23 protein-coding genes are annotated in these 22653 nt (G+C 60.6%); 13 read left to right on the top strand and 10 right to left on the bottom strand.

Translation table 11 applies throughout. The features are described 5' to 3' along the window. Positions 1-14: 14 nt before the first annotated feature. Together BLR69_RS26805 and BLR69_RS26800 are read right to left on the bottom strand one after the other, a co-directional pair. A complete protein-coding gene (locus BLR69_RS26805; protein ID WP_071494058.1) occupies positions 15-1298 on the bottom strand; it encodes a CynX/NimT family MFS transporter in 1284 nt (427 codons plus the stop codon). Next, positions 1288-1947, bottom strand: a complete 660-nt coding sequence (locus tag BLR69_RS26800) for a FadR/GntR family transcriptional regulator (RefSeq protein ID WP_071494059.1) — start codon at positions 1945-1947, stop codon at positions 1288-1290. Before BLR69_RS26800 ends, BLR69_RS26805 begins: the two co-directional genes overlap by 11 nt. Before the next feature lie 158 nt (positions 1948-2105). Here BLR69_RS26800 and BLR69_RS26795 point away from each other — a divergent pair, with 158 nt between their 5' ends. Both BLR69_RS26795 and BLR69_RS26790 read left to right on the top strand, forming a co-directional pair. Continuing rightward, entirely contained in the window at positions 2106-2417 is a 312-nt protein-coding gene (locus tag BLR69_RS26795) for a type II toxin-antitoxin system MqsR family toxin (RefSeq protein WP_071494060.1), read from the top strand. Then, positions 2414-2896, top strand: a complete 483-nt coding sequence (locus tag BLR69_RS26790) for a type II toxin-antitoxin system MqsA family antitoxin (RefSeq protein WP_071494061.1) — start codon at positions 2414-2416, stop codon at positions 2894-2896. Before BLR69_RS26795 ends, BLR69_RS26790 begins: the two co-directional genes overlap by 4 nt. Positions 2897-2948: 52 nt before the next feature. On the opposite strand, the gene BLR69_RS26785 is transcribed toward BLR69_RS26790, so the two are convergent. The 4 genes from BLR69_RS26785 to BLR69_RS26770 all read right to left on the bottom strand — a co-directional run bounded on the left by BLR69_RS26785 (position 2949) and on the right by BLR69_RS26770 (position 7118). Continuing rightward, positions 2949-3713, bottom strand: a complete 765-nt coding sequence (locus BLR69_RS26785) for an amino acid ABC transporter ATP-binding protein (RefSeq protein ID WP_003171943.1) — start codon at positions 3711-3713, stop codon at positions 2949-2951. Positions 3714-3724: 11 nt separating this feature from the next. Further along, positions 3725-4822, bottom strand: a complete 1098-nt coding sequence (locus BLR69_RS26780) for an amino acid ABC transporter permease (RefSeq protein WP_071494062.1) — start codon at positions 4820-4822, stop codon at positions 3725-3727. A 10-nt stretch (positions 4823-4832) separates the two neighbouring features. After that, positions 4833-6014: an amino acid ABC transporter permease gene (locus BLR69_RS26775; RefSeq protein WP_058422898.1), complete on the bottom strand. Its 1182-nt coding sequence runs from the start codon at positions 6012-6014 to the stop codon at positions 4833-4835. Positions 6015-6086: 72 nt separating this feature from the next. Beyond that, positions 6087-7118, bottom strand: a complete 1032-nt coding sequence (locus BLR69_RS26770) for an amino acid ABC transporter substrate-binding protein (RefSeq protein ID WP_058422899.1) — start codon at positions 7116-7118, stop codon at positions 6087-6089. Between the two features lie 346 nt (positions 7119-7464). Between BLR69_RS26770 and BLR69_RS26765 the strand changes: the two genes are divergently transcribed. After that, on the top strand, positions 7465-8121 hold the full coding sequence (locus BLR69_RS26765) for an alpha/beta hydrolase (RefSeq protein ID WP_071494063.1): 657 nt from the start codon (positions 7465-7467) through the stop codon (positions 8119-8121). A gap of 96 nt (positions 8122-8217) precedes the next feature. Beyond that, the gene (gene rhlB / locus BLR69_RS26760) at positions 8218-9687 is read left to right on the top strand and encodes an ATP-dependent RNA helicase RhlB (RefSeq protein ID WP_197681387.1); all 1470 of its coding nucleotides are present in this window, start codon (positions 8218-8220) and stop codon (positions 9685-9687) included. A 128-nt stretch (positions 9688-9815) separates the two neighbouring features. On the opposite strand, the gene moaE is transcribed toward rhlB, so the two are convergent. The 3 genes from moaE to moaC are packed head-to-tail and all read right to left on the bottom strand — an operon-like array spanning position 9816 to position 10980. Continuing rightward, positions 9816-10265: a molybdopterin synthase catalytic subunit MoaE gene (gene moaE, locus BLR69_RS26755; protein ID WP_071494065.1), complete on the bottom strand. Its 450-nt coding sequence runs from the start codon at positions 10263-10265 to the stop codon at positions 9816-9818. Positions 10266-10267: 2 nt separating this feature from the next. Then, positions 10268-10510, bottom strand: coding sequence for a MoaD/ThiS family protein (locus tag BLR69_RS26750; RefSeq protein WP_058422903.1), 243 nt, complete (start codon positions 10508-10510; stop codon positions 10268-10270). Continuing rightward, the gene (moaC, locus tag BLR69_RS26745) at positions 10507-10980 is read right to left on the bottom strand and encodes a cyclic pyranopterin monophosphate synthase MoaC (RefSeq protein WP_071494066.1); all 474 of its coding nucleotides are present in this window, start codon (positions 10978-10980) and stop codon (positions 10507-10509) included. Before moaC ends, BLR69_RS26750 begins: the two co-directional genes overlap by 4 nt. 190 nt (positions 10981-11170) lie before the next feature. Between moaC and BLR69_RS26740 the strand changes: the two genes are divergently transcribed. From BLR69_RS26740 to ribD, 6 genes are all read left to right on the top strand, one after another. Next, a complete protein-coding gene (locus BLR69_RS26740; protein ID WP_071488582.1) occupies positions 11171-11617 on the top strand; it encodes a DMT family transporter in 447 nt (148 codons plus the stop codon). A 92-nt stretch (positions 11618-11709) separates the two neighbouring features. Beyond that, entirely contained in the window at positions 11710-12456 is a 747-nt protein-coding gene (locus BLR69_RS26735) for a class I SAM-dependent methyltransferase (protein WP_071494067.1), read from the top strand. Between the two features lie 63 nt (positions 12457-12519). Continuing rightward, entirely contained in the window at positions 12520-13527 is a 1008-nt protein-coding gene (locus tag BLR69_RS26730) for a formylglycine-generating enzyme family protein (RefSeq protein WP_071494068.1), read from the top strand. Between the two features lie 57 nt (positions 13528-13584). Beyond that, positions 13585-14199 carry a GTP cyclohydrolase II gene (locus BLR69_RS26725; RefSeq protein ID WP_071494069.1) on the top strand — a complete coding sequence of 205 codons (615 nt, stop codon included), beginning with the start codon at positions 13585-13587 and terminating at the stop codon, positions 14197-14199. Positions 14200-14239: 40 nt separating this feature from the next. After that, positions 14240-15943: a WD40 repeat domain-containing protein gene (locus BLR69_RS26720; RefSeq protein ID WP_058422909.1), complete on the top strand. Its 1704-nt coding sequence runs from the start codon at positions 14240-14242 to the stop codon at positions 15941-15943. Next, positions 15940-17046, top strand: coding sequence for a bifunctional diaminohydroxyphosphoribosylaminopyrimidine deaminase/5-amino-6-(5-phosphoribosylamino)uracil reductase RibD (ribD, locus tag BLR69_RS26715; protein ID WP_071494070.1), 1107 nt, complete (start codon positions 15940-15942; stop codon positions 17044-17046). Before BLR69_RS26720 ends, ribD begins: the two co-directional genes overlap by 4 nt. Here ribD and BLR69_RS26710 read toward each other — a convergent pair. Further along, complete coding sequence (locus BLR69_RS26710; protein ID WP_058422911.1) at positions 17025-17951, bottom strand: LysR family transcriptional regulator; 927 nt, start codon at positions 17949-17951, stop codon at positions 17025-17027. The genes ribD and BLR69_RS26710 overlap by 22 nt on opposite strands. Before the next feature lie 47 nt (positions 17952-17998). Here BLR69_RS26710 and BLR69_RS26705 point away from each other — a divergent pair, with 47 nt between their 5' ends. Genes BLR69_RS26705 through BLR69_RS26695 form a run of 3 tightly spaced genes read left to right on the top strand, consistent with a single transcriptional unit; the run spans position 17999 to position 22645 of the window. After that, a complete protein-coding gene (locus tag BLR69_RS26705) occupies positions 17999-18412 on the top strand; it encodes a VOC family protein (RefSeq protein WP_071494071.1) in 414 nt (137 codons plus the stop codon). A 22-nt stretch (positions 18413-18434) separates the two neighbouring features. After that, a complete protein-coding gene (locus tag BLR69_RS26700; RefSeq protein WP_071494072.1) occupies positions 18435-19586 on the top strand; it encodes an efflux RND transporter periplasmic adaptor subunit in 1152 nt (383 codons plus the stop codon). After that, a complete protein-coding gene (locus BLR69_RS26695; RefSeq protein WP_071494073.1) occupies positions 19583-22645 on the top strand; it encodes a MexW/MexI family multidrug efflux RND transporter permease subunit in 3063 nt (1020 codons plus the stop codon). The genes BLR69_RS26700 and BLR69_RS26695 overlap by 4 nt, the downstream gene beginning before the upstream one ends. The last annotated feature ends 8 nt before the right edge of the window (positions 22646-22653 follow it).

The following is a 22653-nucleotide window of genomic DNA, read 5'->3' as shown; positions in this document are numbered from 1 at the left end:
AGGCTGACCGTCCGCTATTTTTCGGCCCGGGGATCAACCCGCTCGCTGAACACGCTCACATAGCGTGCTCGGCCAGCGCCGAGCCCTGTGATGATGGCCCCCAGGCCGATCACAGCGAATACCCAGCCCGTGGCGCCCCAGCCGCCGGTCCAGTCATGCAGCACACCTACCGCCAAGGGTCCCAGGGACGCCAGCGTGTAGCCAACGCCCTGCGCCATGCTCGACAGGTTGGCGGCGACATGGGAGTCGCGCGAGCGCAACACGATCAAGGTCAGCGCCAGGCTGAAGGTGCCGCCCTGGCCCAGGCCCAGCAGGATCGCCCAGCCCCACAGGCCGTCGAGCGGTGCGTACAGGCAACCAAACAGACCGCCGAGGGTCAGCAGCATCACCACCACGATAGCCAGCCGTTGATCCTTGCCCCGGGTCGCCAACCACGGTGCCGCCAGCGAGCTGAGCAACTGCACGATGATCGAACCCGAGAGCGCCAGCCCGGCTTCAGTGGCGCTCAGGCCGCGGCCGATCAGGATCGATGGCAACCAGCCAAACACGATATACGCCAAGGACGACTGCAAGCCCATGTACAACGTCACCTGCCAGGCCAGCCGATCGCGCAGCAAGCCCTTCACGCGATAAGCCACCTGATGGGCACCGTGCTTGTGCCCCACTTGCGGCAGCCAGAACAGCGCCGCCACCAATGCCGGCAACACCCAGAACCCCAGGCCGATACTCCAACTGTCACCGAACGCATGGCTCAGGGGCACCGACGCGCCGGCCGCCAGCGCCGCCCCCAGGCATAGGGCCATGGTGTAGACACCGGTCATGGTGCCCGCCTGCCGGGGGAAATCTCGCTTGACGATCCCCGGCAGCAGCACGCCGATGATGCCGATGCTCGCCCCGGCAATCAGGCTGCCGGCGAACAGCCCGGCTTCGCCGAATGAACTGCGCAGGATGATGCCGGCGGCCAGGGTCAGCAGGATGCCCAGCACCACCCGTTCGGCACCGAAACGGCGCGCCAGCAGCGGCGCAGTCGGCGCGAACAGGCCCAGGCACAACACCGGCAACGTGGTCAGCAAACCGGCCCTCGCTGCCGACAGCCCCAGGCTGGCGGAGACGTCGGCCAGCAGAGGCGCCATGCTCGAGAGTGCCGGGCGCAGGTTCAGTGCCACCAGGACCAGGCCCAGCAGCAACAGCCATGGGCGGCTCACCGGCGGTGGCGTGTGCTGCACCACCTCGTCGTCGGCTTCGGCGTCGATCAACAGTTCTTCGAATTCGGTTTTACGTTGGGCTTCAAGGCTCATTGATCAACTGCCGGCAGAGGGATTTGGCGCGTTCCGGGTTTTGCTGTGCCACGGCGTCGAGCAAGGCGGTATGCAGGTCGAACACCGCTTGGCGACGCGGTGAAATGTTCAGGGTCTGGCGCAACTGGGCGGCAACGATGCGCGAAAAATACTGGTACAGCTCGCTGAGTGCCGGGTTGTGCGCGGCGTCCACCAGGTGCTTGTGGAACACCAGGTCCGCGCTGATATAGGCCTCAAGGTCGCCGTGATACAGCGCGGCGCTGGCGTCGAGGGCCTCGCGCAAGGTGATGAGGTCTTGCTCGGTACGGCGCATTGCCGCCAACCCGATGGCCTCCACTTCAAGAATCTGCCGCGTCTCCTGCGCCTGCTCCAAGGTGCAGTGGGACAACGCCCGCATGGCGCCCAGCGGGTCGGTCATCGAGCGCAGGTAACTGCCGTCGCCCTGGCGGATTTCAATCAAGCCGGAGAACGCCAATACGCGCATGGCCTCGCGCACGGTATTGCGGCTGATGCCCAGCTCGGTGGACAGCTCGGGCTCGGTGGGCAGGCGCTCACCGATGGCCCAGCGGCCTTCAGTGATGCGCAGGCGCAACTGCTCCAGAGCCTGGTCGACCAGGGAGCGTTTGATCAGCGGGGCGATGTCTGTCATGGGTTTTTCACTTTCGTCCAATCATAGGATGAATTTTCCTACAGCCTATTCGGACTTGCCTACAAAGGCAACGCACTACGGTTCTTAGGCAGGTAAAGGAGCAGTATTTTCGATTGGTAAAATTACCCTTTGAGGGTAATTATGGACTCAGGTGTCTTATGGAAAAGTACACACCTCATTACGATTTGGCGGTGATAAAGGCGGATGTGAGGCGGCTGGGAGACCAGGCATTTACCTCAACGGCCAGGGCCACAGGAAGGAAACTCGGCTTCGCAATCCATGAGATGAAGGAGGTCGTTTATCAATTGCAAACCAGGATGTTGTACAAATCAATGACCAGCTATGCAGACCATCGGGTCTGGCAGGACGTGTACCACATCAGTTCACATGGCATGGAGATCTACATAAAGGTGACTTACTGCCCTGGCGGTAACCCCCCGGTCATCTCCTTCAAGGAGTGCAACTCATGAAAACCCGACAATGCTATATATGCGGTACACCCGACGGAATGACCCGGTTCGAGGGCCGAAGCGAAACCCTTAGTGTCAAAGGCATGGAACGTCGTGTCGATGACCTTTCTGGCTGGGAGTGCCATGCATGCAGCGACAGCGTGTATGACCCTGACAGTTCAGCGCGCCATGCGAAAGCCGGTGATGAACTCATCCACGCCGCGCGAAAAATGATCGGCACCGAGATGAAACGCATCCGACGCAAACTGCACCTTACACAGAAGGAAGCGGTGGAACTGCTATCGGGAGGCGGTCACAACGCTTTTTCACGCTACGAGCGCGGCGAGCTTCTGCCTCCCAAACCCCTGGTACTGCTGATGCGGCTATTGGATCGCTACCCACACCTGCTGGCCGATGCCAAGGTGTTGGCCGAGGGTGCTGACATGCGGGGATTCAACCACACCATCAATACCGATCAGGAAGCGCTCAAGGCCTCCTAGACAGGCAAAAATAAACCCGGCACTAGGCCGGGTTTATCGTTTCAAGCATCGATCAATGCAAGATCTGGCTCAGGAACAACTTGGTCCGATCATTCTGCGGGTTATCGAAGAAGTCATTCGGCGCCGCCTGTTCAACAATCTCACCCTTGTCCATGAAGATCACGCGGTTGGCCACGGTACGCGCAAAGCCCATTTCGTGGGTTACGCACAACATGGTCATGCCGTCTTCGGCCAGGCCGATCATGGTGTCGAGTACTTCCTTGACCATTTCCGGGTCGAGTGCCGAGGTCGGCTCGTCGAACAACATGATTTTCGGCTTCATGCACAGCGCACGGGCGATGGCCACGCGCTGTTGCTGGCCACCGGACAGTTGCCCCGGAAACTTGTGCGCCTGCTCCGGAATACGCACGCGTTCCAGGTAGTGCATGGCGATTTCCTCGGCCTTGCGCTTGGGCATCTTGCGCACCCACATCGGCGCCAGCGTGCAGTTCTGCAGGATGGTCAGGTGCGGGAACAGGTTGAAGTGCTGGAACACCATGCCGACTTCGCGGCGGATCGCTTCGATCTGCTTGAGATCGTTGGTCAGTTCCACGCCATCGACCACGATGCGGCCCTGCTGGTGCTCTTCCAGGCGGTTGAGGCAGCGGATGGTGGTGGATTTGCCCGAACCCGACGGGCCGCACAGCACGATACGCTCGCCCTGCTTGACGTTGAGGTTGATGTCTTTCAACACGTGGAACTGGCCGTACCACTTGTTGACGCCCTGCATCTGGATAATGCCTTCAGGGCTCACAGGCTGTTTGATCGCTTCGCTCATAACAACAACTCCTAACGCTTGTGGCCTGTGTCGAGCTTGTGTTCCAAATGAATGGAATAGCGCGACATACCAAAACAGAAAATCCAGAACACCAGGGCCGCAAACACGTAGCCTTCGGTGGCCATGCCCAACCATTTGGGGTCGGCGGCGGCTTGCTTGACGCTGTTGAGCAGGTCGAACAGGCCGATGATGATCACCAGGCTCGTGTCCTTGAACAGCGCGATGAACGTGTTGACGATGCCAGGAATCACCAGCTTCAGGGCTTGCGGCAGAATCACCAGGCCCATGCTGCGCCAGTAACCCAGGCCCATCGCTGCGGCGGCTTCGTACTGACCTTTGGGAATCGCCTGCAAGCCACCGCGCACCACCTCGGCCACGTAGGCCGACTGGAACAGGATCACGCCGATCAACGCCCGCAGCAGCTTGTCGATGCCCATGCCTTCGGGCAGGAACAACGGCAGCATCACCGAGGACATGAACAGCACGGTGATCAACGGCACGCCGCGCCAGAATTCGATGAAGGTCACGCAGACCACCCGAATCGCCGGCATGTTCGAGCGCCGCCCCAACGCCAGCATGATGCCCAGCGGCAAGGCGCCGGCGATGCCGACCGTGGCGATCACCAGGGTCAGCATCAAGCCGCCCCATTGGCTGGTCGCCACGTTGGTCAGGCCGAAGATGCCGCCGTGCAGCAGGAAGTAGGCGATGATCGGGTACAGCACCAGGAAGCTCAGGCCGTAGATCGCCTTGCGTTGGAATCGCGAGATGAACAGCGGTGCCACGCCAACGATGGCCAGCCACACGGTCAGGTCCACACGCCAGCGCAGGTCGCCAGGGTAGTAGCCGTACATGAACTGCCCGAAGCGCTGTTGGATAAACACCCAGCAGGCGCCCTCCTTGGTGCAATCGGCCCGTGTGGTGCCGACCCAGTTGGCATCCAGGATCGCCCAATGCAGGATCGGCGGCACCACCAGGTAGATCAGGTAAAACGCCAACAGGGTCAGCAGGGTGTTGAGCCAGCTGGAAAACAGGTTGGCGCGCATCCATGCCATCGGCCCGAACACTTTGTTCGGCGGTGGCATATCAGGTTTGAACGTATGCGTACTCATGCGTGTTTCCTCACCGCTCGATCAGCGCAATGCGCTTGTTGTACCAGTTCATCAGCAGGGAAATGCTGATGCTGATCGCCAGGTACACGCTCATGGTGATGGCAATGACTTCGATGGCCTGGCCAGTCTGGTTGAGCACCGTGCCGGCAAACAACGAAACCATTTCCGGGTAACCGATACCGGCAGCCAGGGACGAGTTTTTCGCCAGGTTCAGGTATTGGCTGGTCAGCGGCGGGATGATCACCCGCAGCGCCTGCGGGATGATGACCTTGCGCAATGTCGGCCCGGGGCGCAGGCCCAGGGAGCGCGCGGCTTCGGTCTGGCCATGGCTGACGGACTTGATGCCCGAACGCACGATCTCGGCAATAAACGCCGCGGTGTACACGGTCAGCGCCAGGGTCAGTGCCAGCAGTTCGGGGATGAGTACCCAGCCACCAACAAAGTTGAAACCCTGCAACTTGGGCATTTCCCAATGCAGCGGTGCACCGAAGATCAAGGCGCACAACGCCGGGATCACGATGAACAGCGCCAGGCCCGCCCAGAACTTGTGGAACGGTACGCCGGTGGCTTCAAAACGTTTGTTGGCCCAACGTGCCATCAGCACGATTGCCACGATGGCAACGACGATGCTGACCACAAACGGCCAGAACCCATCAGCGGCAATCGCTGCCGGCATGTTCAGGCCACGGCTGCTGACAAAGAAGGTGTCGCCGAAGTTATGGCTGTTACGCGGCCCCGGCATGGTCAGGAACACCGCGAAGTACCAGAACAGGATTTGCAACAGCGGCGGAATGTTGCGGAACACTTCCACATACACGGTCGCCAGCTTGTTGATCATCCAGTTCGGTGACAGCCGCGCCACACCGATGATGAACCCCAGCAAGGTCGCCAGGATCACGCCGATAAAGGTCACCAGCAAGGTGTTGAGCAAACCGATCACGAAGACCCGGGCATAGCTGTCCGATTCGGTGTAGTCGATCAAATGCTGCGCGATGCCGAAGCCGGCACTGCGTTCAAGAAAGTCGAAACCCGAGGTAATGCCTCGGTGCTGAAGGTTGGTCTGGGTATTGTTGAAGAGGTACCAGCCCAGCGAGACCACCGCCACTATCGTGATGATCTGGAAGAGCCACGCACGCACTTTAGGGTCGCTGAAGCTGAGCTTCTGCTTGGGTGCGCCGATTTGATTTTGCATGAAGTGCCCCGGAAATAATGGAACAGAACATCACCCGGCGGTTGGCCCACCGGGTGACAGAACCATCAGCGATCAGCGCACAGGTGGTGCGTATTGAATGCCGCCGGCGTTCCACAGCGCGTTCAGGCCACGGTCGATTTCCAGCGGGGTGCTCTTGCCCAGGTTGCGCTCGAACACTTCACCGTAGTTACCAACTTGCTTGACGATCTGTACCACCCAGTCTTTCTTCACTTTCAGGTCTTTGCCGTATTCGCCGTCGGCACCGAGCAGACGCGCAACGTCCGGGTTCTTGGTGGACTTGGCTTCAGCTTCGACGTTTTTGGAGGTGATGCCGGCTTCTTCAGCGTTGAGCATGGCGTAGCCAACCCAGCGCACGATGGCCAGCCACTCGTCGTCGCCATTACGCACGACCGGGCCCAGTGGCTCCTTGGAAATGGTTTCCGGCAGCACCACGTAGTCCTTCGGCGAGGCCAGCTTGCTGCGCTGGGCAAACAGCTGGGACTTGTCGGAGGTCAGTACGTCGCAACGCCCGGACTCCAGCGACTTGGCGCTTTCGTCGGAGGTATCGAAGGTGATCGGGGTGTATTTCAGGCCGTTGCCACGGAAGTAGTCGGAAACGTTCAGCTCGGTGGTGGTACCGGCCTGGATGCAGATGGTTGCACCGTCCAGTTCCTTGGCACTTTTCACGCCCAGCTTGTTGTTTACCAGGAAGCCGATGCCGTCGTAGTAGGTGATGAAGCCCGGGAATTTCAGGCCCATGCCGGCATCGCGGGAGCTGGTCATGGTGGTGTTACGGGACAGAATGTCGACTTCGCCGGATTGAAGCGCGGTGAAACGCTCCTTGGCATTCAACTGGCTGAATTTGACCTTGGTCGCATCGCCGAAAACAGCAGCGGCCACAGCGCGGCAAACGTCAGCATCGATCCCGAGGATCTTGCCGCTGGCATCCGGTACCGAGAAACCCGGCAGGCCGTCACTCACGCCACACTGCACAAAGCCTTTCTTCTGCACGGCGTCCAGCGTGGCACCTGCTTGGGCGAAACCACTGACACCCAATACAGCCGCCGCAGTCACGATGGCCAGGGTGGATTTCAATACCTTCATTCAAACCTCCAGTTTGCTCTTGTTGTGTCGGAGCTCGAACCTCAGCGCACCCTTATGAGGCGATATCGACCCGTGTTGGCTTTTTTTAGGGTCAAGCGGCATGAAGTTGTCGCAGTAATTCCAGTTGCTATCCCACAAGCGGCAGTCACTGATAGTGTTACCGTCCTGAGATAGCGCTGACATCGATCAACACATAGCAAGCCCCGTACCAGAGTGCCGGCTGAGTCGTTTCAGCCCACGGTCAATAGAAAAAGATTCAACCGTGCGACATCTTATTAACAGATCAACCCATCGCGCACCGTTCCGTCGCACTTAATCGGAGCGCACGCACATTAATGGAGCAGACATGACCGAACCCTTGATTCTTCAGCCCGCCAAGCCCGCAGACGCCTGCGTTATCTGGTTGCATGGCCTGGGTGCAGATCGCTACGACTTCCTGCCGGTGGCCGAGGCGCTGCAGGAAAGCCTGCTGACCACGCGTTTCGTTTTGCCCCAGGCGCCGACCCGCGCGGTGACGATCAATGGTGGCTACGAGATGCCAAGCTGGTACGACATCAAAGCCATGAGCCCGGCCCGCTCCATCAGCCTGGAAGAGCTGGAAGTGTCGGCAAAAATGGTCACGGACCTGATCGAGACACAGAAGAGAACCGGAATAGACGCTTCGCGGATTTTCCTCGCCGGTTTTTCCCAAGGTGGCGCCGTGGTGTTCCACACCGCCTTCCTGAATTGGGAAGGCCCGTTGGGCGGCGTGATTGCCCTCTCCACCTACGCACCCACGTTCAGCGACGAGCTGGAATTGTCCGCCAGCCAGCAGCGCATTCCCACCCTGTGCCTGCACGGCCAATATGACGATGTGGTGCAGAACGCTATGGGCCGCAGCGCCTACGAGCACCTGAAGAGCCGTGGTGTCACCGTGACATGGCAGGAATACCCAATGGGCCACGAAGTGTTACCCGAGGAGATACGCGATATCGGTGCCTGGTTGACCGCTCGCCTGGGCTGAAAACCACAGTTTATGTAGCCGTATGACAGACGCACTACGCCGCGCCCGATTCTTGCATTACACTGGCCGGCGTACATTCCTTAACCAATTAATGAGATCACCGTGCTCAAAGCACTCAAGAAGATGTTCGGCAAAAGCGAGGCTGAGCCGCTCGCGCCAGATTCCAGTGCTCCTGCCCCGACAGCCGGCAGCCGCCAGGACGGCAGGCAGCCCCAGCGGACTGCCCCTGTCACCCAGCCGAAGAAGCCGACGGTGACCCCAGCCGAACAGGCCAGGCCGGTCGAGTCCGTTGCCGCACCGGTGACACCAAAGCCGCGGCGTGAACGCGCGCCAAAACCGCCGGTGATTGCGTGGAAACTCGAAGATTTCGTCGTCGAGCCCCAGGAAGGCAAGACCCGTTTCCATGATTTCAAGCTGGCCCCGGAACTGATGCACGCCATCCAGGACCTGGGCTTCCCGTACTGCACGCCGATCCAGGCGCAGGTGCTGGGCTTCACCCTGGCCGGCAAAGACGCCATCGGCCGCGCCCAGACCGGCACCGGCAAGACCGCCGCGTTCCTGATCTCGATCATCACCCAACTGCTGCAGACGCCGCCGCCCAAAGAGCGCTACGTGGGTGAACCGCGCGCGCTGATCATCGCCCCGACCCGGGAGCTGGTGGTACAGATCGCCAAGGACGCTGCCGACCTGACCAAGTACACCGGCCTCAACGTCATGACGTTCGTAGGCGGCATGGACTTCGACAAGCAGCTCAAGCACCTCGAAGCCCGTCACTGCGACATCCTGGTGGCCACCCCTGGCCGTCTGCTGGACTTCAACCAGCGCGGCGACGTGCACCTGGACATGGTCGAGGTGATGGTGCTGGACGAAGCCGACCGCATGCTCGACATGGGCTTTATCCCGCAAGTGCGCCAGATCATTCGCCAGACCCCGCCGAAATCCGAGCGCCAGACCCTGCTGTTCTCCGCGACCTTCACCGAAGACGTGATGAACCTCGCCAAGCAATGGACCACCGACCCGTCCATCGTCGAGATCGAAGCGGAAAACGTCGCCAGCGAAAACGTCGAGCAACACATCTACGCCGTGGCCGGCGCCGACAAATACAAGCTGCTCTACAACCTGGTCAACGACAACGGCTGGGAGCGCGTGATGGTGTTCGCCAACCGCAAGGACGAGGTGCGCCGCATCGAAGAACGCCTGGTGCGTGATGGTGTGAACGCTGCGCAACTGTCGGGCGATGTGCCGCAGCACAAGCGCATCAAGACCCTGGAAGGCTTCCGCGAAGGCAAGATCCGTGTACTGGTGGCCACCGACGTGGCCGGGCGTGGGATTCACATCGACGGCATCAGCCACGTGATCAACTTCACCCTGCCGGAAGTGCCGGATGACTACGTGCACCGCATTGGCCGTACCGGCCGTGCCGGGGCGGCGGGTGTGTCGATCAGCTTTGCCGGGGAAGATGACTCGTATCAGTTGCCGTCGATCGAAGCGCTGCTGGGGCGCAAGATCAGCTGTGAAACGCCGCCGACGCACTTGCTGCGGGCTGTGGAGCGCAAGCGCCCGTAAGCTGGATGCAGTAAAAATTGTGGGAGGGGGCTTGCCCCCGATGGCGATGTGTCAGCCAAGTACTCATTGACTGACACACTGCTATCGGGGGCAAGCCCCCTCCCACATTTGGTTCTATGTTCGGCTGGCTATTTCCAGCGATCCGCAGCGGCGTTGTCGCTGTGGCGCCCTTCCACCCAACGCGGCCCCTCACTGGTATTTTCTTTCTTCCAGAACGGCGCCCGCGTCTTCAAGTAATCCATCACAAACGCACAGGCATCAAATGCGGCCTGGCGATGGGCACTGGCTGCCGCAACAAACACAATCGGCTCACCGGGCTCCAGAGGGCCGATGCGATGCAATACCTCCAACTTGAGCAACGGCCAGCGCTGCTCGGCCTCGATGGCGATCTTGGCCAGGGCCTTTTCGGTCATGCCAGGGTAATGCTCCAGGAACATCCCCGACACCTCACGGCCGTCATTGAAGTCGCGTACATACCCCACGAAACTCACCACCGCGCCCACACCAACGTTGGCCGCATGCATGGCGTTGACTTCGGCGCCAGGATCAAATGCCTGGACCTGTACACGAATGGCCATGATCAGCCTCCGGTCACGGGGGGGAAGAATGCGACTTCGTCGCCAGGCTGCAGCGGCTCGTCGAGCCCGCACATCTCTTCGTTACGGGCGCACATCAGGCTGGTTTCGTTGAGCACTTCAAAACCCGGATCACCCGCCAACGCCAGGCGCACCGCGTCGACGGTCGCGAAGTCGCCTTCCATCTCCAGTGAGTCCAGGCCCACCGCTTCGGCGTAACGCGCAAAAAACAATACGTTGATGCTCATGCCTGGTCCGCCTTGAAGTGCCCACTTTTGCCGCCGAGTTTTTCCAGCAGGCGAATGTTTTCGATGGTCATGCCACGGTCCACCGCCTTGCACATGTCGTAGATCGTCAGCGCCGCGACGCTGGCGGCGGTGAGGGCTTCCATCTCCACGCCGGTCTGGCCGGAGAGTTTGCAGCGCGCCACGATATGCACCAAGTCTGCACCCTCGGCGCTCAGTTCGACCTTGACGCCCGTCAACATCAACGGGTGGCAGAGGGGAATCAGGTCACTGGTTTTTTTCGCCGCCTGGATCCCGGCAATGCGGGCCACGGCAAACACGTCGCCCTTGGGGTGGGCGCCGTCGACAATCATTTGCAGGGTCTCGGGCAGCATGCGCACGCGCGCTTCGGCCACGGCCTCACGGAACGTCACGGACTTGTCGGTGACATCGACCATATGGGCGCGACCTTGGGAATCGAGATGAGTCAGCACAGGGATACTCCTGATCAGGAGCAGCGATTGTAAACCCGTCGGTCAAGATCGCGCACACCTGATTACCCGTCCCTGAATCACTAGTAGCCAAATGCCCGATCAGCGCGACGAATACTCCCCATCAGAACAAAGAATTGGCGCCAACAATCCAAGCACCGTAAAACTTGAAAAAAAACGGAATGCCTACTTCATGACCTTACTGTATTTCATCCTGCTCAGTTTATTCGCCGGTTTTGCAGTGCCCTTACAGGCAGGCACCAACGCGAAACTGGGTAATCTGCTAGGCCATCCTTTATGGGCCACTGCAGTATCCCTATTGGTCAGCCTGGTTGTACTCATTGTTGTCATTATTGCGGTCAAGGCGCCTCGTCCTAATCTTGCCGCCGTGCAAGACGGGCCCTGGTGGATTTGGATGGGCGGTGTTGCCGGTGTTTTTTATATTACCGTAGCGTTATTGATGGCGCCTCGACTGGGTGCTCTCAACTTCATCATGGCGGTATTGATCGGACAACTTATCGTTTCAATTGCGATTGACTATTTCGGCCTGCTGGGCTTCCCCAAACAGTCTCTCAACATTAACAAACTGGTCGGCGTACTTGTCGTCATAGGGGGGTTCCTTATTACCACTCGCACTTGATTCAGGCATAACAGGGTCACCAAAAACAGAAGAACTCTTCATGTTCCCAGTCAGGGATTGACGACAGCTATTAACTTTAAAAAGGTGAGGCAATGACCACTCAAACTGCAACGGCAACTTACGACGCCATCGGCGAACGCTTCGAAGCTTTCACGGACAGCGCCTCGCAGCGCTCGGTGGAAACCGCGACCTTCTTCAGCATGGTCGGTAATCCCAAGGGCAAATCCGTACTGGACCTGGCCTGCGGTTTCGGTTTCTTCGGACGCGAGCTGTATCGCCAAGGTGCCAGCAAAGTGGTTGGCGTGGATATATCCGCCTCCATGATTGACCTGGCCCGCCAAGAGTCGGCGCGCAACCAGGAGCCGATCGAGTACCACGTCAGCGATATCTGCGATCTGGGCATTCTCGGCAAGTTCGACCTGATCACCGCCGCCTGGCTGTTCAACTACGCCGATTCGCCAGAAAAACTCGACAAGATGTTCCAGGTCGTCGCCAAGAACCTCGCCCCCGGCGGACGGGTCGTGGCTTACACGGTAGAGCCAACCTTTCAATTGAAACGTGGCAACTTCACCAAATACGGCGTGCACGTACTCACCGAAGAACCCCACGAAGGCGGCTTCCGTCACCACGCCGAATTCGTCACCACACCGCCCAGCGCCTTCACCTTCCATCGCTGGAGCCGCGAGCGCTATGAGCTGGCAATCATGAAAGCCGGCTTCTCCCGCCTGCAGTGGCAAAAACCGATTATTTCCGAGGCCGAGCGGGCCAAGCACCCCAAGGGCTACTGGGATGACTTCGAACGCAACTGCCTGCAAACCGGACTGATCTGCACCCTCTGAAGGCCGGGCACGTGCGCCTGGGTGTACGTGCCTTTTCTCCCACGCAGTAGGAAAACGAGCGTTATGACTTCCAAGGGTTTCAACCATTGGCCCGTGTTCGACGGCCCCCTGACCGCCGAAATGACAGACCGTTTCTTGATGGGCCTGCCTGAGCACTTCCACGAAGCCGTCAACCTCAAGTTGCCGCTGGCAGCCTGGCGCCTGGTTTCGGAAGAGACCAGCGAACAGTTGGCCAACCGCGTCGAAAACCCTGTCTCGCCGCTGGCCTGGCGCTATGCCGCCGCCCAACTGCTGGCACTGACCAACGACCCCAGGCTCGATGTACTCAACCCTACGATGATTCACATCAGCGCAGGCACCGTCGAGATCGGTTTGGCCGAATCGGCGGTCGACCAGGTGATGCACGACATGCGCGGCCTGGGCCTGGATCGGGACTGGATCGCCAAGGAAGTCCCTCGTCATCGCGTACACCTGCAGCCCTACGCCATCGGTAAATACCCGGTGACCAACCTCGAATACCGAGCCTTTCTCGAGGCCAACACGCAGGCACGGATCCCCGAAAGCTGGGCCTTCGGACAGTACCCTCACGAACGCGCCAACCATCCGGTCTACGGGATCACTGCCGATGACGCCGACGCCTACGCTGCCTGGCTCAGCGAAGCCAGTGGCCGCACCTTCCGACTGCCCACCGAGGCTGAATGGGAATACGCCGCCGCCGGCCCGGAAAACCTCGAATACCCTTGGGGCGATACCTTCCTGCCCGAGCGTGCCAACACCGCTGAACTGGGTCTGTTCGATACCACTCCGGTCGGCCTTTTGGTCGAGGGTGCATCGCCATTTGGCTGCCTGGACATGGCCGGTAACGTCGAAGAATTCGTCGCTGACGACTACGCCCCCTACCCCGGCGGGACCGCCATCACCGATGACCTCGTCACTGTGGTCGGCACCCACCGCATAGCCCGTGGTGGCAGCTTCACCAGGTTTCGCGACCTGACCCGCAATTGCCGGCGTCACGGCAAGTATCCACGACAGATTTACGTAATGGGTTTTCGCCTCGCACAAACCCTGTAACCCCTCCCTGTACCAAAACAATAACGCGTTGATCATTCAAGCACGGAAGGAACCGCCATGAACCGCCTTAGCGTACGCAACCACGTTGATATCCCCCTGGACGACCATTCCAATCCTGGAACTTTCTACACGTTCAGTGGCTTGGACACAGCACACGAACATATCGTGATAAAGCTTGGCCCCGCCAATCCCATCAGCCCGTTGGTGCGTATTCATTCCGAATGCCTGACCGGCGATGTATTCAGTTCGCAGCGCTGTGACTGCGGCCCGCAATTAAACGAGTCGATCCTGCGCATGCAGGAAGTGGGTGGCTATCTTATTTACCTGCGACAAGAAGGCCGCGGCATCGGCTTATATGCAAAGTTGGACGCCTACCGCCTGCAAGATTCGGGCATGGACACATTCGAAGCCAATACCCACCTGAACTTTCCTGAAGATGACCGCGACTTTTCCATGGCCGCTGGCATGTTAAAAGCGTTGAACATCAAACAGTGCCAATTGATCACCAATAACCCGGACAAAGTTCAGGCCCTGGTGGATAACGGCATTGTGGTGGACAACGTTATTCCGACTGGCGTGTTTGTCACCCGGCACAACACTCATTACCTGCAAGCGAAAGTCGATAAGAAAAATCACGTGATCAACCTGATGAAACAACCGAAGCGCGCCTGAGCACTTTCTTTCGCCCACACTACATTAAGGATGATGACGCATGAGACACTTTGGCCCTATTAGCGGTATTGCAACATTCAACGATACGTACGTTGCAACCGCCGGTTATGACAACCAGGTTATTTTGTGGGATGCAAAAACCAAGACGCCGATCCAGCGCGTGCTCCACGACCACCTGGCCAACCAATGCGCGTTCAACGCCAGCGGCACCCTGCTGGTCAGTGCCAGCAGCGACTACACTGCCCGCGTCTGGGAAATCCCTTCGCTGCGCTTGAAAAGCGTGCTGGTGGGTCACGATGACGACATCGAAATGGCCGCCTTCTCGCCGGATGGCCAGACCATCGCCACCTGCTCGCGGGACCACAGCATCCGCCTGTTCGACCTCAGCGGGCGAACCCTGCGGATCCTCAGCGGTCACGATGCCGACGTGATTTCGGTGTGCTGGGCCGCCGATGGCAAGACCCTGGTTTCCAGCAGCGATGACGGTTCGATCCGCCGTTGGGACGCTGCCAGCGGCGAACAACTGGACCTGATCGACCTGGGCGGCGTGGAAACCGACACCGTGGCCCTGTCCCGTGAGGGCATCATTTTCGCCGGTGACGACGAAGGCAAAATCTCCGTGATCAGCAGCAGCGGCACCTACCTGCAAGCTGCCCATGCCGCCGGAATCAAGCGCATCGTATGGAACGACGCACAGCGCCTGCTGGTTAGCCTCAGCTACGACCGTTGCGTCATGCTGTGGGCGTTGACGCCCGATAACCAACTGGTGAAAACCGCCCAGACTTCACTGCCAAGCATCATCTGGCCACGCAGCTGTGCATTGCTGGGCAACCATCGCATCGCCTTCGTGACCTTCGGCTCAACGTACGCCACCTGGGATTTCACCACTCAGGAATGGGACGTGGGCGGCATCGAGCCGGCCATCAGTTTGAACGCAGTCACGGTGGTCGGTGACGACATCTACAGCATCGGTGATGCCGGCATCCTGCAGATCAATGGCCAACCCAGCACCAAGGCCGGCAGTCTGTGCAACTTCCTGCTGCCCTTCGGTGACAGCGTGTTGACCGGCGGCCAGATGGGCACGGTGTTCGACGCCAAGACCGGCGACGTCATCTACCAGCACCGCTCACCGCTCAACTGCGGCACCACCTTTGAAAAAGATGGCCAGTTGCACGCCGCAATCGGTACGTACACTGGCGAAGCCTTGATCTTCAACCTGGAAAACCAGCAGCCGCGTTTCCTGCGCGAAGTGCGCATGCACGAGAACGCCATCAAGGGCATCGCCGCCGATGAACAGTACCTGTTCAGCGTATGCGCGACTGCGGCTGCGGCGTTCTTCCGGATCGCAGACTTCGAGCTGGAAACCTACCTGGACAAGGCCCACGACCGTATTTCCAACGGCTGCACGCAGATCCAGGGCGGCTTTGCCAGTATCGGGCGCGACCTCAAGCTGCGCCTGTGGCAAGCCGGCAACAGCGAGGTGTATGACACCCCTCACAGCCACTCGATCAAGTGCATTGCCATCTCCAAGGACCGCCAGATGATCGCCACCGGCAGCTACGGCGGCACCGTTGCGGTGTTCGACCTGGCCAAGCGCAAATGGGCAAAGGTGGAGAAGATCACCGCCAGCGGTATTTCATGCCTGACCCATGACGCCGAAGGCAGTGGCTTCCTGGCCAGCGCCTACGACGGGCGTATCTACCCGATCACCGCCCACGCTGTGGCAGGGCAACGCCGCCCATGACCCACTTCAGCGAAATCGACTTTCAACATATGCACCATGCATTGTCGTTGGCCGAGCGCGGCAGTCACTCCACCTGGCCCAATCCACGGGTCGGGTGCGTCATCGCCCACGGTGCACACATCGTGGGCGAGGGCTGGCATCGGCGTGCGGGCGGTCCGCACGCCGAGGTCTTCGCCCTGCGCCAGGCCGGTGCCCTGGCCAAGGGCGCCACGGCCTATGTGACGCTGGAACCCTGCAGCCATGTCGGGCGCACCGGCGCCTGTCACCTGGCGCTGATCGAGGCTGGCGTGGCATGTGTGGTCGTCGCCCATGAAGATCCGTTCGAGCAGGTCGACGGTCGTGGGATCGCCGAACTGCGCGACGTCGGGATCGAGGTGCGCGTGGGCTTGCTCAATGCGGCCGCCCGCGAGTTGAACCGTGGCTTCTTGTCCTCGGTCAAGCGTCAGCGGCCGTGGGTGCAGTTGAAGATGGGCATGAGCCTGGATGGCCGCACCGCGCTGAACAACGGGCGCTCGCAATGGATCACCGGCGCCAGGGCGCGCGCCGATGTGCAGTATTGGCGAGCGCGCAGTGCGGCGATCCTCACCGGCAGCGGCACGGTGCTGGCCGACAACCCCTCGTTGACCGTACGTGAGATGGCGTCTGCCGAAGCCATCGCGCCGCTGCGGGTGATCCTCGACAGCCAGGCGCGGGTGCCCGGTACCGCGAGGGTGTTCGACGACCAGGCGCCAAGCCTGCATGTGGTGCACGAGCAACATCTGCCGCCAGGCGCCAACGCTGAGCGCTTGCTCGGCCTGCCGGGCAACCAGAGTGGCCTCGATCTGCATGCCTTGATGGTCCATCTGAGCCAGCGCGGTTTGCATGATGTGATGGTCGAAGCCGGACCGACCCTGGCAGGCAACCTGCTGCGCGCCGGGCTGGTGGATGAGCTGTTGCTGTACGTCGCGCCGCGCCTGCTCGGCGACCTCGCACGGCCGCTGGTGCATTTGCCGGAGCTGGAAAACCTCACCCATTCCCTGGACTTCACCCTGTACGAAGTGACCCAGTTGGGCCAGGACTTGCGGTTACGCCTGCGCCCCGATCAGTCGACCTGCACGGTATGAGCCACCACTTGCTTGACCTGTTCGCGCAACCACGCATGTGCCGGATCGTCACAGAATCGCTGGTGCCAGATCTGCACAAAGGGAAAGCGCGGAATGCTGAACGGTGGCGGCAACTGCACCAGGTCCGGGTTGAGCAACGTGTCTTCCAGCGTGCGGGTGGCGACGGTAAGGATCAGGTCGGTGTTGTGCAACAGGCTCGGCGCCGTACGCCAGTGCGGCACACTGACGGCGATACGACGGCGCAAGCCTTCGGCACGCAACAGGCTGTCTACTTCACCATTGGCACCACCATCCATGGACACCTGGATATGCGGACGATCCAGGTAGCTCTCCAGATCGAGCATGCCGTCCTTGGACAGGGTCCGCCGGTCGAGGAGGCAGGAAAACGTTTCCTCGAACAACACTTCCATCGACACATCGGGCGTCAGGCTGGGGAACACCCCCAGGGCCAGGTCGATCTTGCCCTGCGCCACTTGCTCGAACATCGCATGCCGGCTGCCCTGGGTCACCACCAGCGTGGTGTTCGGCGCCTCGCTGCGCAGTCGCACCAGCAACTTGGGCAGGATAATCGCCGCGCCGTAGTCCGACATCGCCAATTGGAAGGTTCGTTGGGAACTGGCCGCGTCGAAGTCGATGGACTTGCCGAACAGTGTTTCGATCTGGCTGAGGATGTCGCGCAACGGCACCTGGATATTCTGCGCCAGGGCGCTGAGCACCACTTCATTGCCCTCGCGGATCAGGATCGGATCGTCGAGCAGCACCCGCAACTTACTCAAGGAATGACTGATCGCCGGTTGGCTCAAATGCAGTCGCGCACCGGTGCGGGTGACGTGTTTTTCAGTCAGCAGTGCATCGAGCACCACCAACAGATTCAAATCGATATTGCGCAGTAGGACCGTGACCATGCTGTGAATTCCATCTCAGGGAGCAACCTTCAACAAGGAGCAAAACCATGCCTCAACTCAAACGAATCATTGAGACCGCGCTGTACGTAGACGACCTCGACCGCGCCAAAGCGTTTTACGCCCGGCACCTGGAGCTTGAGACGATGGTCGAGAGCAACGTGCTCGTCGCGTTAAACGTCGGTCAGCAGAATACTCTCTTGCTCTTCAAACGGGGCGCCTCTCTTCAAACCAAATACTTGAGCGGCGGCGAGATCCCGCCCCATGACGCCAACGGGCGCATTCATATCTGCTTTGCCATCGACGCCGACGACCTGCCGACCTGGGAGGCGCGCCTGGGCAACGCGGATATTGCCATCGAGGGGCGCACCCACTGGCCCAAGGGCGGATCGAGCATCTATTTCCGTGATCCGGATGAGAACCTCGTCGAACTACTGACGCCGGGCTGCTGGCCCATCTACTGATTGCCATCAAGGAATGAAGCTTATGTCACACGTCAGTCGATCCGGACGTGCCGTCTCACGAACCACCGTGGCGTTGTCGATTGCCGTGGTCATCCTTATTGCATTGGCGTGGGCATTGTGGCGCTGGAACCATCCGGCTGCCGCTGCCTACGCGCCCGCGCCGATCAAAGTGGCGGTGGCGCCGGTCAGTGACGCCCCCTTTACCCGCTACCTGGAAGCCATCGGTGAGCTGGAAGCCGTGCAACAGGTCAGCGTACCGGCTGAAGTCGGCGGGCGTGTGGTGCAGTTGCCAGTGGAGTCAGGGCAACGCGTCGAGCGCGACCAAGTGCTGGTCAGGCTCAACGATGCGCCCCAACGCGGCAACCTGATGCGCCTGCAGGGTGAATTGGAAAATGCCAAGGTCAAGCTGGAACGCTCGCGCACCCTGGTCAAGGTGAACGCCACATCCCGCGAAGCCTTCGACAATGCCCAGACCGAATACACCACCGCTCAAGGCGCCCTGCAGGAGCTGAAGGCGCAGATCGACCAATTGACCATTCGCGCACCGTTCGCCGGCACCCTCGGGATTCGCAAGGTTCACCTGGGCCAATTTGTGAACCCCGGCGACAGCCTGATCAACTTGGTCGGCGACAAGGGCTTGTACGTGAACTTCAGCGTGCCGGAGCAAGCCCTGGCACAACTGAAGGTCGGCAATACCCTGGATGTACAACTCGACGCCTTGCCGGGGCAAAGCTTCAGCGCACGCATCAGCAGTATCGACCCGTTCCTCGACCGCTCGCGCACCCTGAGTGTCCAGGCGCTGTTGCAGGCCCCCACCGACGGCGCCCTGCCGCGCATGTTCGCCAAAGTGCGCCTGCCACAGTCATTGCCCGGCAACACCTTGAGCGTGCCGGAAACCGCCATCACTTATAACGCCTACGGTGAAGACGTATTCGTGGTACAGCCATCGGCCGATGCCAATACCCCGCCCATCGCCCGCCGCGTATTGGTCAAGACCAGCGAGCGGCGCAATGGCTGCGTGGTGATCGATGCGGGCTTGAATCCGGGTGACCAGGTGGTGATTTCCGGGCAGATCAAGCTCAGTGACGGTGCCGCTATCGAGCCCCTCGAACGCACGGTGTTGACCGACGCCCACCCGCCCTCGGGGATGACCATGGCCGGAGAAAACCCGTGAAATTCACCGACCTGTTCGTACGTCGCCCGGTACTGGCCCTGGTGGTCAGCCTGCTGATCGTACTGGCCGGGCTCAAGGCCTACCTCGACCTGCCTGTGCGCCAATACCCGCTGCTGGAAAGCTCGGTGATCAGCGTGACCACCGACTACCCCGGCGCCCCCGCCGAGCTGATGCAAGGCTTTGTAACCCAACCGATCAACCAGTCCCTGGCCTCGGTGGAAGGCGTGGACTATGTGAGTTCCTCATCGGTGCAGGGCCGCAGCCAGATCACCCTGCGCATGGCACTCAACCAGGACTCGGCCAAGGCGTTGAGCGATGTGATTGCCAAGGTCAACCAGGTCAAATACCGCCTGCCTGAACAGGCCTATGACCCGGTGATCGAGCGTTCCGCCGGCGATGCGACAGCGGTGGCGTACGTGGGGTTTTCCAGTGATGCGCTGTCGGCCTCGGCCTTGAGCGATTACCTGAGCCGCGTGGTACAGCCGTTGTTTTCGACAATCGACGGCGTGGCCAAGGTGGAGACCTTCGGCGGCCAGCGCCTGGCCATGCGCCTGTGGCTCGATCCGCAACGCATGGCAGGCCACGGCATCAGTGCCGCCCAGGTGGAACAGGCGATCCGCGACAACAACTTCCAGGCAGCACCGGGGCAGATCAAGGGCCACTATGTGATCTCCTCGATCCAGGTCAACACCGACCTGAGCAGCCTCGATGAGTTTCGCAACATGGTCATCAGCAACAACGGCGACCACCTGCTGCGCCTGCGCGATATCGCGACCGTCGAGCTGGGTTCGGCAGCCTACGAAACCAGTGCGCTGATGGACGCCAAGCCCGCGGTGCACCTGGGTCTCTATGCAACACCCAAGGGCAACCCGCTGTTGATCGTCGCCGACATCAAGCGCTTGTTGCCGAACATCGAGAAAACCCTGCCGCCAGGGGTCAAGGTGGCGCTGGCGTTCGAGACTGCGCACTTTATCGAAGCCTCGATTATCGAAGTGATCGAAACGCTGATCGAGGCCATCCTGATCGTGGTGGTGATCATCTACCTGTGCCTGGGCTCGGTGCGCAGCGTGATCATCCCCATCGTGAGTATTCCGTTGTCGATGCTGGGTGCCCTGGGCTTGATGACGTTGTTCGGCTTCAGCATCAACCTGCTGACGTTGCTCGCAATGGTGTTGGCGATCGGCCTGGTGGTGGATGACGCCATTGTGGTGATGGAGAACATCCACCGGCATGTCAAGGAAGGACGCAGCGCGCTGCAGGCTGCCTTGTTCGGCGCGCGCGAGATCGCTTCGCCGGTGATCGCCATGACCATCACCCTGGCAGCGGTGTACATGCCCATCGGCCTGATGAACGGTCTGACAGGCGCGCTGTTCAAGGAATTCGCCCTGACCCTCGCCGGCGCCGTGCTGGTCTCCGGGGTGATCGCCCTGACCCTGACCCCGGTCATGTGCGCCAAGCTGCTACCGGGCCAGGAGCACGAAGGCACCATGAGCCGCCTGGCCGAGCGCTTCTTCCACCGCCTTGCACGCCTGTATCAGCGCGCACTGCTGGGCTCGCTGCGCAAGCGCGGGTTGATCCTGTTGTTCGGCGCCCTGGTGCTGCTCAGCCTGCCCTGGCTGTATGGCCATGCCAGCAAGGAACTGGCGCCCAACGAAGACCAGGGCAACCTGCTGCTGGCGATCAAGTCACCGCAGCACGCCAACCTCGATTACGTAGAGCGCTACGCCTATCAGTTGAGCGGGATTCTCGGCCACTTGCCGGAGACCGTGAGCACCTGGATCATCAACGGCAATGACGGCGTCGCCGCGAGTTTTGCCGGGGTGAACTTCACCGAATGGTCGCAGCGTCAGCGCAGTGCCGCGACGATCCAGGCCGAGCTGCAACAAAGCGTCGACGCCGTGGAAGGCAACTCGATCTTCGTGTTCCAGCTGCCGCCACTTCCCGCCTCCACCGGTGGCTTGCCGGTGCAAATGGTGATGCGCAGCACGGAAGACTACCGCTCGCTGTACCAGGCCATGGAAGCGCTGAAAACCCAGGCGCGGGCCAGCGGGCTGTTTGCGGTGGTCGACAGTGACCTGGCGTTCAATAACCCGGTGACCCAAGTGCGCATCGACCGCAGCAAGGCCAACAGCCTGGGGATTCGCATGCAGGACATCGGTAGCACCCTGGCGGTGTTGATCGGTGAGAACTACACCAACCGGTTCGCCCTGCAAGGCCGCTCCTACGATGTGATCCCCCAGAGCCAGGCCTCGCGGCGCCTCACGCCCCAGGACCTGAATGGCTTCTACGTCGACACCGACACCGGCCAGCAGGTGCCGCTGTCCACCGTGGTCAGCCTGCACAACGTGATCGAGCCGAACAAACTCAAACAGTTCAACCAACAGAACAGCGCGACCTTCCAGGGTATTCCGGCACCCGGCGTCAGCCTCGGCCAGGCAGTGGCTTTCTTGCAGGAACAGAGCCGCCAGTTGCCCGCCAGTTTCAGCCATGACTGGCAGGCCGATTCGCGGCAGTTCATCCACGAGGGCAATGCGTTGATGCTGACCTTCCTGTTTGCGCTGATCGTGATCTACATGGTGCTGGCCGCGCAGTATGAAAGCCTGACCGACCCGCTGATCATTCTGATCACGGTGCCGCTGTCGATCTGCGGCGCGTTGATTCCCCTGGCGCTGGGGCTGGCGACCATCAATATCTACACGCAGATCGGCCTCGTCACCCTGATCGGCCTGATCAGCAAGCACGGGATCCTGATGGTCGAGTTCGCCAACGAGCTGCAGGTGCTGTACCGCTGCACGCCGGCCCAGGCGATCATGCGGGCGGCACGCATTCGGCTGCGGCCGATCCTGATGACCACGGCGGCCATGGTGGTGGGCCTGGTGCCGATGCTGTTCTCGTCGGGTGCCGGTGCCAGCAGCCGCTTTGGGTTGGGGCTGGTGATCGTGATCGGCATGCTGGTGGGCACGCTGTTTACCTTGTTTGTACTGCCGTCGGTGTACACCCTGCTGTCCAGGGCACACAAACCGGCGATCGATTGGGCGCTGGTCGAGCGGTCGGCCTGAACACAAAA

This window comes from Pseudomonas azotoformans, from assembly GCF_900103345.1.
In the GTDB taxonomy this organism is placed as follows: Bacteria; Pseudomonadota; Gammaproteobacteria; order Pseudomonadales; family Pseudomonadaceae; genus Aquipseudomonas; species Aquipseudomonas azotoformans.
The sequence above is the reverse complement of the archived record's forward strand: the minus strand, read 5'-3'. Positions and strand labels throughout refer to the sequence as shown.